Origin of the sequence: Streptomyces spongiicola (assembly GCF_003122365.1) — a bacterium.
GTDB classification, from domain to species: domain Bacteria; phylum Actinomycetota; class Actinomycetes; order Streptomycetales; family Streptomycetaceae; genus Streptomyces; species Streptomyces spongiicola.
Map to the genome: position 1 here is coordinate 5,025,594 of NZ_CP029254.1, position 15,116 is coordinate 5,040,709.

Sequence of the window (15,116 nt, forward strand, 5' to 3'; positions counted from 1 at the left end):
TCGGGGTATGGCATGCCCCGGTCAATAGCACAGGCCGGTCACTCTTCGGCTGACCGGCGGGACGCACGGCACGAACGGGAAGGCAGGACCACACGCATGGCGGACACGGTGGAGGAGCCGGCAGGACGGACGGCGGGCCCGGTGACGCGCAGGGCCGGTTGGCGGCACATCGGCCCCGGCATCGTCGTCGCCGCGACCGGCGTCGGCGCGGGCGACCTCGTCGCGACCCTGATCGCGGGCAGCAAGTTCGGCTACACGCTGCTGTGGGCGGCGGTCGTCGGCTGCCTGGTGAAGATCTCACTGGCCGAGGCGGCGGGGCGCTGGCACCTCGCCACCGGCCGAACCCTCTTCGACGGCTGGCGCAGCCTCGGACGGTGGACCACGATCTACTTCATCGGGTACGTGGTCGTCTGGGGCTTCGTCTACGGAGCAGCGGCGATGTCCTCCAGCGCGCTGCCGCTCGGCGCGCTGTTCCCGGACGTGATGGACCTCAAGTGGTGGGGCATCCTCTGCGGGCTGGCCGGACTGGCGTTCGTCTGGTTCAACCGGTACGCCGTGTTCGAGAAGGTCATGACGGTCATGGTGGGCGTGATGTTCGTCATCACCGTCTATCTGGCGGTGCGCGTCGCACCGAACCTCGGCGACGCCTTCGCGGGCCTCGTCCCGGTCCTCCCGGAAGGCTCACTCGTGTACACACTCGGCCTGGTCGGCGGAGTGGGCGGCACCATCACGCTCGCCGCGTACGGGTACTGGGTCAACGCCAAGGGATGGAAGGACAGCGGCTGGATGAAGGTGATGCGGCTCGACAACCGCGTCGCCTACCTCACCACCGGGGTCTTCGTGGTCGCGATGCTCTTCGTCGGTGCCGAGCTGCTGCACGCCTCCGGAGTCGCGATCGCCAAGGGCGACAAGGGCCTGCTGGACCTCGGCACGATCCTGGCGGACCGCTACGGTGCCGCCACGGCGAAGCTCTTCCTCGTCGGCTTCTTCGCCACCTCCTTCACCTCGCTGATCGGCGTCTGGCACGGTGTCAGCCTGCTGTTCGCCGACTTCGTCGCCCACTACCGCCCGTCGCCGGCGCCGGCCGGGACACCGCGGGACAGGTCACGGGCCTTCCGCGGCTACCTGCTGTGGCTCACCTTCCCGCCGATCTCGCTGCTCTTCCTCGACCAGCCCTTCGGCCTCGTCATCGCCTACGGCGTGATCGGAGCCTTCTTCATGCCGTTCCTGGCGCTGACCCTGGTCTGGCTGCTCAACTCGGAGCGCGTCCGGCGGGAGTGGCGCAACGGCCCGCTGAGCAACGGCATGCTGGGCGCGGCGGGACTGCTGTTCATCGTGCTGTGCGTGCAGCAGGTGCGTGAACTCCCGTGGTGAGGGACCTGTCGCAACGGCCGGTGCGGCTTGCGGCGGAGCACCCGGCGGAGCATCCGGCGGTGGAACCGGCGGCGCAGCGGCCGGTACGGCGCACGGCGGCCCCCGCGTAAGGCCGCTCCTGGCACGCGGCGCGGTCCGCGCCACGGGCGGCACGGCACGCGGCGGCGGTACGGCAGGCTTCAGGCGGCACACGGCGGCGGTATGGCAGGCGGTAGGAGGTAGGCGGTACGGCGCACGGCAGGCGGCGGCGGTACGGCCGTCGGGATTCGGCCGGCCGGCCGGCCCGCGCCCGAACGGCGGCAGCGCCACCGGTGGGGACGGTGGCGCTGCCTGTCCGGGGGACAGGGACGGCCGGGAGGGGGCGCGAAGGGAGGGAAGAGCCGGGTGCGCAGCCGCGCGGCGGGCGGCGGGGGACCAGCCGGACGGATCAGGGCAGGCTGTGGACGTGCGGTCCGACCGCGTCGGACCAGGTGCTGCCGGCCGTCGCGTCCCAGTTCGTCGACCAGGTCATCGCACCGCGCAGGGCGGGGTACGTACGAGCCGGCCTGAACGAGCCGCAGTGGGTGCCGCGGGTCAGGCAGTCCAGCGCGTTCCGCACGATCTGCGGATCGACATAGCCGCTGCCGGCCGCCCTGGGCGACGCGGGGACCCCGATGCCCACCTGGGACGCGTCCAGCCCGCCCTCGAGCTGTATGCAGGCGAGCGCGGTGATGAAGTCCACCGTTCCCTGCGAATGGACCTTCCGGTCGCAGCCCAGCATCGAACCGCTGTTGTAGTACTGGGTGTTGACGACGGTGAGGATGTCCTTCACGGCGAGGGCGGTCCTGAAGTACTCCGTCCCGGTGCTCTGCATGTCGATGGTCTGCGGGGCCATCGTCAGTACCAGCGAGGGGCCGGCACGGTGCGACAACCGCCTCAGTGCCTTGGTCAGATACTCCGCGTTGATGCCGTGCTCGAGGTCGATGTCGATACCGTTGAAGCCGTAGCTCCGCATCAGGGAGTACGCGCTGTCGGCGAAGGCCGTCGCGGAGGCGTCGCTGTTGATCACGACATTGCCCCGCTCACCGCCGACGGAGAGGACGACCGACTTCCCGGCGCGCTTCTTGGCGGCGATGTCGTTCCTGAACTCGTCCACCGAGCCGTAGCCGACGGCCGGGTCCAGGTTGAAGGCGATCTCACCTGCGGTCGCCGTGGAGTCGGCGAACGAGACCGCGATGATGTCGTACTGCGCCGACACGTCCCGCAGTCTCTGCACGGTCGCGCCGTTGTCGAAGTTCTGCCAGTAGCCGGTCAGCGCGTGCCTCGGCACCGAGGGGCCGCCGGGGTCGCCGCCGCCCGACGTGGTCGCGGTCACCGCCGCCGACTTCGCCGACTCTCCGGCCGCGTTCGCGGCGGACACCTGGAAGCGGTAGGACGTCGAGGCGGTCAGCCCGCTCACGGTCGCGGAGGTCCCCGTGACCGACAGGACCCTGGTGCCGTCCCGGTACACGTGGTAGGAGGCCGCGCCGGGGGAGGCCGACCAGTTGAGCGCCACGGACGAGGAGGTCACCGCGCCGGCGGTGAGTCCGGCCGGGACCGGGGGGACCACCGGGTCGGGGTCCCCGCCGCCGCCCCCGTCGGGCCCGAACACCGAGACGTCGTCGGCGTGGTAGGCGGGCTGCCCGTACCAGCCGTGCAGGTAGACCGTCACCGACGTGGTGCCGGGGCCCGTGGTGAAGGCGGTGCTCAACTGGGACCAGCCGGAGCCCCCGGGAGTCCAGGTCGACACATCGGTCGTGCCCGTCCCGCTCGCGCCGAGGTATACGTACGAGCCCTGCACCCAGGCGCTGAGCCGGTAGGTCGAGCCGGGTCGCACGGACACCGTCTGCGAGCACCTCGCGTTGTCCTGCCCGGAGGGCGTGCCCCGGAGTGCCGCCGCCCCGGTGCGGACCGGTGACGACACGGCGGCTCCGCTCCCGGCCGAGCACGTCCAGGCGGTCAGCCCCGACTCGAACCCGGCGTTCCGCGCGTTGTTGACATCGGCGGCCAGGGCGGTGCCGGCCCCGCCGGTCAGCCCCAGCCCGGCGCCCATGGCAAGCGCCAGCACTCCGCGGAGCCAGCCGCGTCTGCGTCTGCGTGTGGTGCGGTCCACTTTGTCGCCTCCGTGGGGGAGTGGGGGGAGCCAGGGGAGTTGGGGGAGCCAGGGGAACGGGGAGCGGAGGAGGTGCGGAGGTGCGGAGGTGCGGAGGTGCGGAGGTGCGGAGGTGCGGAGGTGCGGAGGTGCGGAGGTGCGGAGGTGCGGAACGGTGGCCACCGCACGACCAAGTTGGTCCAGACCAATAGGGATGTCAATACCTCCGGCTGAAGCCCGCACGCGCCGGGGGCAGGTCTGCCACGGCCTCGGTCTGCCACGAGTTCGGTCCGCCGCGCTCGGTCCGCCATGCGCTCGGTCTGCCACGCGCTCGGTCTGCCGCGGGGCCGTTGCGCCGCAGGGTCGTCGCGCCGCGAAGCCGTCGCGCCGCGGGGCCCGCGGGCGGACGGTGTGTGGCGAGGCGTGCACTCCGGTGATCAACCCACAGGAGCCAGCCGGCGAAACCCTGTCGCTGATACGGGAGTTAAGCTCTGGCGGCTTCGTCCCCTTTGGCCGGTGAGTATTGCGTGAGGGTTGGGTTTCCGGGTTCCGAAAGCAGTTCTCCGAACCGGTCGGACGTGGCTAAAGTGCTGATACACGGGGAGCACGAAGAACAGGGGACCTGCGGCCGCCGTCCCTGCGGCGGCCGGAGTCGAACGGGGAATCAGCGTGCCGACCGCGATTGCTGTGACCAGCGCCGACCTGGTGCTGCCGCCGACGGACAGCCATACACCCACCGCGGCGCTGCTGCACGCGCCGGACGCCCAGCCGCTGGAGGCGGCACTCGCCGACATGCAGGTCCTGGTGGAGCAGAACGGCTATGTGGTCGCCCTATACCCCGCGTCCATCCCCACCTCCCACGAACGCAGACTGCACACGGTCCGCTCCGTCCTGGAAAGCGACCGGATCGCTCTGCTGAAGCTCGATCTGCCGCCACTCGGGGTGGCCGTGCTGGCCAGGCAGCTGCGCCAGCTGTCCGTCTGCGACTTCAGCGCCGGAGTGGTCGCCTCGGCCGCCAGGCTGCTGTCCCACTACGTCTGGGCGGGTGCCCTGCTCAACTCGGTCACCAGACTCGACCGCGTGCCCGTGGGCCTCAAGTCCCACGCCAGGTCCTGGGTTCCCGGGGCGCAGTTCGGGGTCGTGGCCAACCCCGAACCCCAACTGGTCAGGATCGGCCATGGCGAGCTGACCGGGCCCCAGTTCGCCACCCGGCTCATGGTGGCCCGGGGGCAGTTGCAGTCGGAGTGGGTGCACACGGCCCTCGCCCCCGGCTGGCAGGTCCGGGGGATCGAGGAGACCGACCTGCCTGCCGACTCCCCCCAGTGGTGGGGCACTTCGCGGCTGGTCGAGTTCGCCGCCTTTCTCGCCGACATCTCCGTGGTCTACCAGCTGGTCTCCTCGGTGCGGCGGGAGGTGTGCACCTGGTGCCGTATCGAACTCATCGGTGACCGCTGCGGTTTCTGCTCGGCGCCACTGGCCCCGGCCGGACACCGGACGCGCTCCGCAGGCGCCCTCGGTGAAGGAACGCCGATGCGCCAGGGACCGTAGTGCACCGCCGGCGCGGTGGGCGCGGACCGACGGCGGCCCGGACGTATGCCCACCCCACCGTACGCACCAGTCCGCCGTCCGCCGTCAGCCCACGTCTTCCATCGAGGTTGCCCCGCTCATGAATTCACGCCAACGCCGTGGCGTCGTCCTGCTGCTCCTCTCGGTCCTGTGTGCCCTCGGCGCGTTCGCCGGCGTGCTCTCGGTGATCAGTGACGTGAATTCCAAGGTCGGACCCGAGGTCGCCGCATACCGGGTGAAGTCCGATGTCGTTCCGTACCAGGCGCTGCGGCCGAACCAGTTCGAGAAGATCACCATGCCGGAGCGCTGGCTCTCCGAGAACGCGGTGACCGATGTCTCGGTCGTCGACGGGAAGGTGGCCGTCACCCGGCTCAAGAAGGGTTCACTGCTCCAGGACGACATGTTCGTCACACGCCCGGCACTCGAACGCGACGAGCAGGAGATAGCCATCATGATCGACGCCGCCACGGGCGTGGCGGGCAAGATCAGGGCCGGTGACTCCGTCAACATCTACGCCACCTTCGCAGCCGACGACAAGGACCGGACGCAGGCGCAGTCCCGCGTCATCGTCCCCAACGCCCGGGTGATCGACGTAGGCCGGCTCACCGCCCTCGAGCCCGGGCAGGACGACAGGCGGCGCAGCCTGCGCGAGGCCGTCCCGATCACCTTCGCGCTCACCACCAGGGACGCCCAGCGCGTCGCGTACGCCGAGTCGTTCGCGGTCAACGTGCGGCTCGCGCTGCTCGCCGACGGCGGTTCGACCGAGCTGCGCGCCGGGGAGGGTACCTACACCCTCGAAGGCGACAAGTGAGAGACGGATGACGACCAGAATCCTCCCGGCCGCCGGCGACGCCGACGCCGCCCGGTCCGTGACCACCCTGCTCAGCCAGCTCCCCGACGCGGAGCCGGCGGGGCCGGTCGGTGACTCGACAGCGCTGATCGACACCCTGGCACGGCTGGCCGCGGAGTCCGTGGACGAACTCCCCGAGGTCGTCGTCGTACACGAGCGGATCGGTCCGGTGCCCGTCCTCGAACTGATCCGGGAGGTGGCGCTCCGCTTCCCCGCGGTGGGGGTGGTCCTGGTCACCGCGGACGTGAGCCCCGGCCTGTACTCGGCCGCGATGGACTCCGGGGCCCGCGGGCTGGTCGGTCTGCCCCTGTCCTACGAGGAGCTGGCCCAGCGGGTGCAGGCCGCGGCAGCGTGGTCGGCCGGCGTCCGGCGCCATCTGGGCACCGGCGGGGACGTGTTCACCGGCCCCGGCGGCACGGTCGTCACGGTCAGCGGAGCCAAGGGCGGTGTCGGCGCCACGGTCACCGCCGTCCAGCTCGCGCTCGCCGCCAGAGCGGGCGGGATGACCGTTGCCCTCGCCGACCTCGACCTGCAGTCGGGCGACGTGGCCTCCTACCTCGACGTCCAGTTCCGGCGCTCCATCGTCGACCTGGCCGCCATCCAGGACATCTCTCCGCGCGTCCTCCAGGACGCGGTCTACGCCCACGAGACCGGGGTCGGTCTGCTGCTCGCCCCCGGCGAGGGCGAACGGAGCGAGGAGATCACCGACCGCTCCGTGCGCCAGATCGTCAGCGCCCTGCGCAACCGCTACGAGGTCGTGGTCGTCGACTGCGGCAGCTGGATGAACGGCGCCAACGCGGCGGCGATCGAGATGGCCGACACGACACTGCTCGTCACCACACCGGACGTGGTCGCCGTACGCGCGGCCAAGCGGATGGTGAAGCTCTGGGACCGGCTCCAGATCCGCAAGGCGGAGGAGACCGTCACCGTACTCAACCGGTACACGCGCAACACGGAGATACAGCCTCCGCTCGTCGAGCGGATCACCGCCACCCGCGTCTCCCGGACCGTGATCCCCGCCAACTTCAGGGAACTCCAGGCGCTCGTCGACGCGGGCCGGATGCAGGACCTGGAGGCCAGGTCCACGGTCAAGCAGGCTCTGTGGGGACTGGCGGGAGAGCTCGGACTCGTGAAGCAGAGCGAAGCACCGCGAAAGCAGGGCAGGCTGAAGAGCGACCGGGGTGCCCCGGGCATCAGGAAAAGGTCCTGAGGAGCCGGAGACCGAGGGGGCGAGCTGAAGCGATGCATGTTGCGGCAGGTATCGACCGGAGGGCTACCGGCCGGCCCCGGGTCGGCGTGCGGGCCGTCCGGGGCCGGATGACGGGCCGGTGGATGGCCGGCCGACGGGTCGCCGGCCGGTGGATGGCCGGGGGACGGCGCACGGTGGGCGGGGCGGCCGTCCGCAGCCGGGGCGTGCCGAGCCGGAACGTCCTGAGGGGGACGGTCCTGAGCCGGACCTCGGTGAGGGACGACCGCGGGCAGACCGCGGTGGAGTTCACCGGCATGGTGCCGATCATCCTGGCGACGCTGGTCCTGCTCTGGCAGGCGGCCCTCGTCGGGTACGCGTTCGCGCTCGCGGGAAACTCGGCGGACGAGGGCGCACGGGCGGGTGCGGCGGCCGGACCGGGGGGCGGGGCCCAGGCGTGCGAGACGGCGGCACGGAAGAACCTGCCGGACTCCTGGGAGGCCGAAGTCGCCTGCTCGGTCGGCGGCGACCTGTACGACGCGGAGGTCGGCGTGGTCGTCCCGGTCCTGTATCCGGGCTTGATCGACTTCTCGTTCACCGCGCCCGGGCGGGCCTCCGCCGTGTGGGAGGACTGAACCATGCGGAAGTGCATGTTCCGGCGGAGGGGTGCCGACCGGCACGAGCGTGTCGGACCGGCCGCCCGCGGGCGTCGCGACCCCGTCCGCGGGCGTCGCGACCGGGGTCAGACCGCGATCGAGTACCTCGGCTGGATCCCGGTCCTGCTGCTCGTCGCACTCGCCGCGATCCAGCTCGGCATCGCCGTGTACGCGGTGCAGCAGGCCGGGACGGCGGCACGGGCGGCGGCGCGTACGTACTCGATGCAGAACGGCGACGCGGTGGGAGCCGGAAAGGCGGCGATGAGCGGCTGGCTGGCCGACGGCACCGAGATCTCGTCGGGCGGCGCCGGTTTCGAGGAGATCACCATGACCGCTCGTGTCTCGATCCCGTCCGTCGTCCCGGGCATCCAGGACTTCGGCCGGGCCACCCGCTCCGCGACCATGCCCGTCACCGACCGCTGACCCCCGACTGCTGACCCCCGACCGCTGACCCCCGACTGCTGACCCCCGACCGCTGACCCCCGGTTGCCGAATGCCGACCGCGGAATCCCGAATCCCGAATCCCGACTGCCGACCCTCGACCGCCGACCCCCGGCCGCTGATTCCGGCCGCCGCCGTCCGGACCCGCCGGGTCCGGTCAACCTCGTGAAGGAGCCGAGCACATGAGCCTCCGGGCGCGTATGAGCAATCCCGACCCGAGCCCCGGCCACGGTTCGGACGCCCGGCTCGTCGGGACATACCGCGCCAAGCTCCTGGAGGAGATCGACCTCGCGGAGATGTCCACGCTGCAGGCCGCCGAGCGGCGTGCGCGGCTGGAGCGGGTGCTCGGCCACATCATCAGCCGTGAGGGGCCGGTGCTCTCGTCGGTCGAGCGTTCGCAGCTCATCCGCCGGGTCGTCGACGAGGCCCTGGGCCTCGGCATTCTGGAGCCGCTGCTCGAGGACGCCTCCATCAGCGAGATCATGGTGAACGGCCCCGAGCAGGTCTTCGTCGAGCGCCGCGGCCGACTGGAACTGCTGCCCATGCGGTTCAGCTCGAACGAGCAGCTCATGCAGACCATCGAGCGCATCGTCTCGACCGTGAACCGCCGCGTCGACGAGGCGAACCCGATGGTGGACGCCCGGCTGCCCAGCGGCGAACGAGTCAACGTGATCATCCCGCCGCTCTCGCTCAGCGGCCCGATCCTCACCATCCGGCGCTTTCCGCACGCCTTCTCGCTCCACGAGATGATCGAACTCGGTTCCCTCGACGAGCAGATGACGATGCTGCTCTCCGGCCTCGTCCGGGCGAGGTTCAACGTGATCGTCTCCGGGGCCACCGGTACCGGCAAGACCACCCTGCTCAACGCCCTCTCGGGGCTCGTCCCCGACGGGGAGCGGATCGTCACCATCGAGGACTCCGCGGAACTCCAGCTCCAGCAGAACCATGTGATCACCCTGGAGAGCCGACCCGCGAACGTCGAGGGCAAGGGCCGGATCACCATTCGGGACCTGGTTCGCAACTCGCTCCGCATGCGCCCCGACCGCATCATCGTCGGTGAGGTCCGAGGCGGCGAGACCCTCGACATGCTCCAGGCGATGTCGACCGGTCACGACGGCTCCCTCGCCACCGTCCACGCCAACAGCGCCGAAGACGCGTTGATGCGCCTGCAGACCCTGGCCTCCATGTCCGAGGTCGAGATCCCGTTCGTGGCGATCAGGGACCAGATCAACAGCGCCGTCGACGTGATCGTCCAGCTCACCCGGCACGCCGACGGATCCCGCCGGATCACCGAGATCGCCATCCTGGACTCGCACGGCCGGGAGGAGTACCGCATCGTCACGGTGTGCCGGTTCAACGCCCGGCCGATGTCCGCCGACGGGCTGGTCCACGGCGCCTTCGAGTACCTGCCGCTGCCGCGCCGGGTCGCCGAGCGGCTGTACCTGAAGAACGAGCCCATCCCGCCCGCCTTCGGCGTCGCCGACTCGGAGGACCAGCTCATGCTCCGCAGGGCGGTGGCATGAGCCCGATGCGCCAGCAGACGGCCCTCCTGGTCCCGCCGCGTCCCACAGGCCCCGAAGTCCGCCCGGCGCGCGCCTCGACGGCCGGCCGCCGCGAGGACACACGTACCGTCCCCGACCGCTACGGAAGGTTCAGCCCGTGGCCGATCTCCCCCTCCTGACCATCGGTGTCGCCCTGCTCGCGTGCCTGCTCGGCGTCATCGGCGTGCACGTCTACGCCTCGGGCAAAGCCCAGCGGCAGGCGCTCCTCGACCGGATGTCCCAGACCGGACAGCTCGCCCCGCCCGCGGGCCGGCGGCGCCGCTTCCGAGGCGTCGACCGGCGGCTGCGCGGCACCGCCCTCGGCAGACGGATCGAGCGCAAGATCGCCATGACCGGCCTGCCCCTCACCCCGGGCGAGTACGTCGTGTACGTGATCGGCGCCCTGCTCGCCGTCTACTTCAGCGTCGGGGCCGTCTTCGCGCCGTTCTTCGGCGTCCTGGCCGCCGTGATCGGCCTCTGGGGTGCCGACGCCTATCTCGACTGGCAGCGGGCCAAGCGGACCGAGGCGTTCATCAACCAGCTCCCCGAACTCACCCGCGTCCTCGCCAACGCCACCCAGGCCGGACTCGCCATGCGCACCGCGCTCGCCATGGCCGCGGAGGAACTGGACGACCCGGCCGGGGAGGAACTCATGCGCGTCGCCGACCAGCTCACCCTGGGCCACAGCCTCGACGACGCGCTGGGCGCGCTGGCCGAACGCCTGCCCTCCCGCGAACTGGTCGTCCTCGTCACGACGGTCGTCCTCTCCAACCGGGCGGGCGGCCAGGTCGTCAGCTCACTGCGCAACCTGACCGAGACGCTCGAGGAGCGCAAGGAGACCCGGAGGGAGGTCACGACCCTGCTCTCGCAGGTGAAGGTGACCGCGCTAGCCGTTCCGCTCCTCGGACTCAGCTTCCTGCTGCTGATCAACGGAATGCGCCCGGGCGCCCTGGACAGTATGACCGCCTCGGTCGCCGGCCAGTTCGCGGTCGTCGTCGCCTTCGGCATGTACGCCGTCGGTTTCTTCCTCATCCGCCGGATGTCCCGGATCCGGGTGTGAGAACGCACCAGGGGACGGAGACCAAGGGCACCGCGGACCGGGTTGAGAGGGATCGGGACCGGGGCCGGACGGACCGGATTCAGATGGACCGGGATCGGGATCGGGACCGGGGCCGGACGGACCGGATTCAGATGGACCGGGATCGGGATCGGGATCGGGACCGGGGCCGGACGGACCGGATTCAGATGGACCGGGATCGGGAGATCAGGGAAACAGGGGACATCTCATGGGACTTCTGCTGGCAGCCGTCTTCGGCCTCGCTGTGTACGGGGCCTTCCACGGCGTCCGGATGTACCGGGCCGACGCCAAACTTCCCGCCGACCTCGCGGTGGCACTCGAGGTCGGCGCGACCCGCACCACCGCGGTCGGCTCCGGCATCGACCGCATCGGCATGCGCTTCGCACCGACCGTGCTCTCCATGATGGGGCCGAAGCGCGTCGACTCCCTGCGCCACAGGCTCGACATGGCGGGCAACCCCGGCGGTATGACCGTCGACCGCTACGCGGCCCGCCGCGCCGTCTACGGCATGCTGGGCGGGGCCGCCGCCCTCTCCCTCCTCCTGCGCGGGCAGGCGGCCATCGGCCTGATGGCGCTGGTGTACGGGCTCGTCTGGACCGACGTCCTGCTGCGTCTGGCGATCCGCCGCCGACGCGACGATATCGAGCGCACCCTGCCCGACTTCCTCGACGTGCTCGCCGTCGTCGTCTCCGCGGGGCTCAACTTCCGGCAGGCACTGGAGCGGGTCGCCGAGAGGTACCAGGGACCCTGGGCAGACGAACTCCGCATCACCCTGCGCCAGATGGACATGGGCGTCAGCCGCCGCGACGCGTTCGAGCAGCTCCGCAGGCGGAACTCCTCCGAGCAGGTGTCGATGTTCGTCACCGCCCTCCAGCAGGGGGAGGAACTCGGCGCCCCGATCGTCGACACGCTCATCCAGATCGCGACGGACATGCGGCGGACGGACGCGCAGAACGCCCGGCGCTCCGCGTCCAAGGCCATCCCCAAGACGACGCTCGTGGTGACGATGGTCATGCTCCCCGCGACCATGATCCTGATCGTCATGAGCTTCTACTACGGCTCCGGGGTGGACTTCGCCGGCATCCTGGGCGGTGGCTGACCGCGCCGGCACGACGGGAGAACCGCGGTAGGGGCACCCCGGCACCGTCTCGACGAAGCGGGACCGCACGGCCGCCACGGCCACGGCACAGCGGAGCAGTACCGGAAGTACGAACACGACGGAGCGGGACGCGACCGGCGGAGCGGGACCGCACCGCGAGGTACCGGCACCACGCGGGCGCGAGCGACCGGAACAGGAGGTGACCCGCATGGGTCTGAGGACCACCGTCACGGGAGGACGCGGCGGCACCGGACCCGGCAGCGGACCCGGCACCGGACCCGGTGGCGGCAGCGGGACCGGCAGCGGCAGCGGACCCGGCTCCGGTGGCGGCAGCGGACCCGGCTCCGGACCCGGCCACGGGATCGGCGAACAGGTCGGCGAACAGGTCGGTGGCAAGGCCTCTGGCAAGGTCGGCGACCAGGCCCGTTGCGAAGCAGGTGGCCGACGCCGGGGCGGCGCCGACGCGGAGATCGGGGACGGAATCGACGGCGGTGATCCCCCGCAGGCCGCTGCCGCCGGTCCCGAGCAGGCGCCGCCGCTGCCCATCCAGGTCAGTGCCCTCCAGGCGCTCTGCCGGCAGGTCTTCGGCTTCCGGCTGGCCACGATCGCGCTGGCCACGCCGTTTGCACTGGACAACACCCCGCCGGGGCTGGGCACCTGGCTCGTCGGCTCCGCCGTGATCGTCACCTTCATGGTGTCCTACATCCCGCTACGGGACTGGGAGCGCTTCGGACCCTTCCTGCTCCGGCACCCCGCCCTTCTCGCGGTGGACTCGCTCTTCGGCGCGCTGCTCCTGGCCACCGCCTCGCCCGAGTCGATCCTCGCCTACGTCACCCTCTGCACCCCGCTGCTCGCCGGACTCGTCTACGGCTGGCGCGGGGCGGCGGTCTTCGCCGTGCTCCAGTCGCTCGTCATCGGCGGCGCGTTCGCGGTCAACCCGGTTGCGGACGCCGGAATCGGCGATCTGCTGCTGCCCGGACTGTGCGTCATCGCAGGAGCGGCCGGCAGCACCCTGCGCAACCTCCTGCTCGGCTTCGGCACCGCCGCCCAGGCCCTCACCGAGGTGCGCGCCCGGCTCGCCTCCAACGAGGCGGTGGAGGAGGAACGCGCCCGCCTCGCACGGGAGATGCATGACTCGCTGGCCAAGACGCTCCACGGTCTGGCGCTCGCCGCAGAGGGCCTGGCCGGCTCGGCGGGCCGGCTGGATCCACTCACCGTCAAGCACCAGGCGGAACTCGTCGCCCGCTCGGCGCGCCGGGCGGCCGCCGAGTCCCGGGAGCTGCTGTCCGACCTCCGCCGCCAGTCCGGCCTCGACGGCGGGGTCGATGTGCTCTCCGAACTTGCCGCGCGCACCGCGGACTTCGCCCGACGCTGCGAAGTGCGGGCACGATTCCGCCGACTGGGCCCGGACCCGGTGGCCACGGTGCCCCAGGTCGTCGCGCGCCAACTGCTCACCATCGCGTCCGAGGCCATGGAGAACGCCCACCGCCACGGGCACCCCGCGCAGCTCGACGTCTCGGCGGGCGTCGTCGGCGGCGTGCTGCGCATCAGTGTCTACGACGACGGGGAGGGCCTGCCCCCTGGCACCACACTCGACGGCCTCCGCCGTGCCGGCCACTTCGGCCTCGTCGGCATGGTCGAGCGCGCCGCGTCCATCGGGTCCCGCATCCGCGTCGGGCGGGGTCCCCACCCGCGAGGGACGGAGGTACGGCTAGAGCTGCCGCTGACCGCCGTCGCCCCGGATCCGCTGGACGTGCTCCCCGGACAGCAGCGCGAGACCCCGCTCCTCAACTGACCGCGCACGGGCCCCCGGACGGGCATCGACCGCCCTGTGACCGGGCGCCGTCCACGTCCACGCTCCGGCCCTCCTGAGTCCCTTGATACCAACCCCGGTCATCCATATGAACCTGCATGCCGACGGAATCGTCCAAGTCCGCGACGACTCCACTCCGAGTCCACACTGAATCCGCTCCGAAGCCACCCCGCCCACTCCGCACCCACTCCGCACCCACTCCGAAGCCACTCCGAGAGGAGGCCGCAACCATGCCGGACGACACCTCCCGAACGTCGGGACGGCGACCGACAGGGCAACCCCACGTGCCGCGGCGCACGCCCTCACGATCCACGCCGCTCGCTCCCGACCCTTCCTCCGCACCGTCCGTCTTCTCCGCTCCCCGGGGGCCGGGGAGCGCGGCATCCGGTGACCACACGGCGCTGCCCGTCCCCGTGGCGTCCGCCCCCACGCTCAGGGTCGTCGTCGCCGACGACAACCCGGTGGTGCGAGCGGGGCTTACCGTGCTGCTCCAGGGCCGCCAGGACATCCGGGTCGTCGCCGAGGCCGCCGACGGACGTCAGGCGTACGATGCGGCCGTACGCCACCGGCCGGACGTGATCCTGCTCGACGTGCGGATGCCCGGAGTCGACGGCATCACCGCCCTTCCGCACCTGGTACGGCTCGCGCCGGTGCTGATGACGACGTACAGCCGGAGGAGCGAGGTCGTCCACGAGGCCCTGCGCCGCGGCGCGAGCGGCTATCTGGTGCACGGCGAGTTCACCGTGGACCAGCTCGTCGCCGCCGTCCTCGACACCAGGAAGGGCCGGCCCTCCTTCACCTCCTCCGCCTCCGGTGCCCTGCTCGCGGCGGCGCGCGCTGCCACCGGCCCAGCGGAACGGCCACGGTCAACCCTGCCGGACGGTCCGGAGACGGCGTTAGGGGAAGAGCCTCGCCAGCGCCACCACGAACCGTCTGCAACCGCACACGGAGTCAGCCCTTCACCCTTCGGCACATCATCAACAAATAAGCAGTACAGCTCAGTTGACCGCCAAGGCACTGTGCAAAAATTCAACTTCCACTCTTCGCTTTCGCAAGCGGATGTGGCACATTCTTCTCCAGGGGCGGTCTTCTCGGGGACCGTCCCGGAGGCAGGTCCCGGGGGACTGCCGACCGGGCTGAGTCAGCGGGAGGGGGAAGTGATGGACCTGATCGCATCGGGCATGACGAATCAGCAGATCGCCGCCACCTGCTTCATCAGCCAGAAGACCGTCAAGAACCACATCAACCGCATCTTCGCCAAGCTGGACGCCGGGAGCCGCGGCGAGGCCATCGCCATCTGGCACCGCCTGGCCCGAAGGGTGGCGGCGAGTCATGGCTGACACGACCGGGATCACGGGCCCTCCCAGCGCCCAATCTCCAGAACCGGCCCTCGGTTGGGCCC

At 71.2% G+C, this 15,116-nt stretch carries 12 protein-coding genes; 11 read left to right on the plus strand and 1 reads right to left on the minus strand.

Annotated features, from left to right (window positions below; translation table 11 throughout):
- Positions 1 to 96: 96 nt before the first annotated feature.
- On the plus strand, positions 97 to 1,374 hold the full coding sequence (locus DDQ41_RS22115; protein WP_109296046.1) for an Nramp family divalent metal transporter: 1,278 nt from the start codon (positions 97 to 99) through the stop codon (positions 1,372 to 1,374).
- A gap of 427 nt (positions 1,375 to 1,801) precedes the next feature.
- On the opposite strand, the gene DDQ41_RS22120 is transcribed toward DDQ41_RS22115, so the two are convergent.
- A complete protein-coding gene (locus tag DDQ41_RS22120; protein ID WP_109296047.1) occupies positions 1,802 to 3,505 on the minus strand; it encodes a chitinase in 1,704 nt (567 codons plus the stop codon).
- Between the two features lie 666 nt (positions 3,506 to 4,171).
- On the opposite strand from DDQ41_RS22120, the gene DDQ41_RS22125 reads away from it, so the two are divergent.
- The 10 genes from DDQ41_RS22125 to DDQ41_RS22175 all read left to right on the plus strand — a co-directional run bounded on the left by DDQ41_RS22125 (position 4,172) and on the right by DDQ41_RS22175 (position 15,054).
- The gene (locus DDQ41_RS22125) at positions 4,172 to 5,032 is read left to right on the plus strand and encodes a hypothetical protein (protein WP_109296048.1); all 861 of its coding nucleotides are present in this window, start codon (positions 4,172 to 4,174) and stop codon (positions 5,030 to 5,032) included.
- 118 nt (positions 5,033 to 5,150) lie between these two features.
- Positions 5,151 to 5,861, plus strand: coding sequence for a Flp pilus assembly protein CpaB (gene cpaB / locus DDQ41_RS22130; protein WP_109296049.1), 711 nt, complete (start codon positions 5,151 to 5,153; stop codon positions 5,859 to 5,861).
- 7 nt (positions 5,862 to 5,868) lie between these two features.
- Positions 5,869 to 7,110, plus strand: a complete 1,242-nt coding sequence (locus tag DDQ41_RS22135; RefSeq protein ID WP_109296050.1) for an AAA family ATPase — start codon at positions 5,869 to 5,871, stop codon at positions 7,108 to 7,110.
- A gap of 251 nt (positions 7,111 to 7,361) precedes the next feature.
- The gene (locus DDQ41_RS22140; RefSeq protein ID WP_262508535.1) at positions 7,362 to 7,721 is read left to right on the plus strand and encodes a TadE/TadG family type IV pilus assembly protein; all 360 of its coding nucleotides are present in this window, start codon (positions 7,362 to 7,364) and stop codon (positions 7,719 to 7,721) included.
- A 3-nt stretch (positions 7,722 to 7,724) separates the two neighbouring features.
- On the plus strand, positions 7,725 to 8,165 hold the full coding sequence (locus tag DDQ41_RS22145) for a TadE family protein (RefSeq protein WP_109296051.1): 441 nt from the start codon (positions 7,725 to 7,727) through the stop codon (positions 8,163 to 8,165).
- A gap of 200 nt (positions 8,166 to 8,365) precedes the next feature.
- Entirely contained in the window at positions 8,366 to 9,706 is a 1,341-nt protein-coding gene (locus DDQ41_RS22150; RefSeq protein ID WP_109296052.1) for a CpaF family protein, read from the plus strand.
- Between the two features lie 136 nt (positions 9,707 to 9,842).
- Positions 9,843 to 10,784, plus strand: a complete 942-nt coding sequence (locus DDQ41_RS22155) for a type II secretion system F family protein (RefSeq protein ID WP_109296053.1) — start codon at positions 9,843 to 9,845, stop codon at positions 10,782 to 10,784.
- Positions 10,785 to 11,010: 226 nt separating this feature from the next.
- On the plus strand, positions 11,011 to 11,901 hold the full coding sequence (locus DDQ41_RS22165) for a DUF5936 domain-containing protein (RefSeq protein WP_109296054.1): 891 nt from the start codon (positions 11,011 to 11,013) through the stop codon (positions 11,899 to 11,901).
- Between the two features lie 208 nt (positions 11,902 to 12,109).
- A complete protein-coding gene (locus DDQ41_RS22170; protein WP_262508536.1) occupies positions 12,110 to 13,696 on the plus strand; it encodes a sensor histidine kinase in 1,587 nt (528 codons plus the stop codon).
- A gap of 248 nt (positions 13,697 to 13,944) precedes the next feature.
- Entirely contained in the window at positions 13,945 to 15,054 is a 1,110-nt protein-coding gene (locus DDQ41_RS22175; protein WP_109296055.1) for a response regulator transcription factor, read from the plus strand.
- The last annotated feature ends 62 nt before the right edge of the window (positions 15,055 to 15,116 follow it).

Excerpts from the sequence above, each read along its gene's own strand:
- DDQ41_RS22175 (WP_109296055.1), top strand. The coding sequence starts at position 13,945 with ATGCCGGACGACACCTCCCGAACGTCGGGACGGCGACCGACAGGGCAA.
- DDQ41_RS22150 (WP_109296052.1), top strand. The coding sequence starts at position 8,366 with ATGAGCCTCCGGGCGCGTATGAGCAATCCCGACCCGAGCCCCGGCCAC.
- DDQ41_RS22135 (WP_109296050.1), top strand. The coding sequence starts at position 5,869 with ATGACGACCAGAATCCTCCCGGCCGCCGGCGACGCCGACGCCGCCCGG.
- DDQ41_RS22165 (WP_109296054.1), top strand. The coding sequence starts at position 11,011 with ATGGGACTTCTGCTGGCAGCCGTCTTCGGCCTCGCTGTGTACGGGGCC.
- DDQ41_RS22170 (WP_262508536.1), top strand. The coding sequence starts at position 12,110 with ATGGGTCTGAGGACCACCGTCACGGGAGGACGCGGCGGCACCGGACCC.
- DDQ41_RS22145 (WP_109296051.1), top strand. The coding sequence starts at position 7,725 with ATGCGGAAGTGCATGTTCCGGCGGAGGGGTGCCGACCGGCACGAGCGT.
- DDQ41_RS22115 (WP_109296046.1), top strand. The coding sequence starts at position 97 with ATGGCGGACACGGTGGAGGAGCCGGCAGGACGGACGGCGGGCCCGGTG.
- cpaB (WP_109296049.1), top strand. The coding sequence starts at position 5,151 with ATGAATTCACGCCAACGCCGTGGCGTCGTCCTGCTGCTCCTCTCGGTC.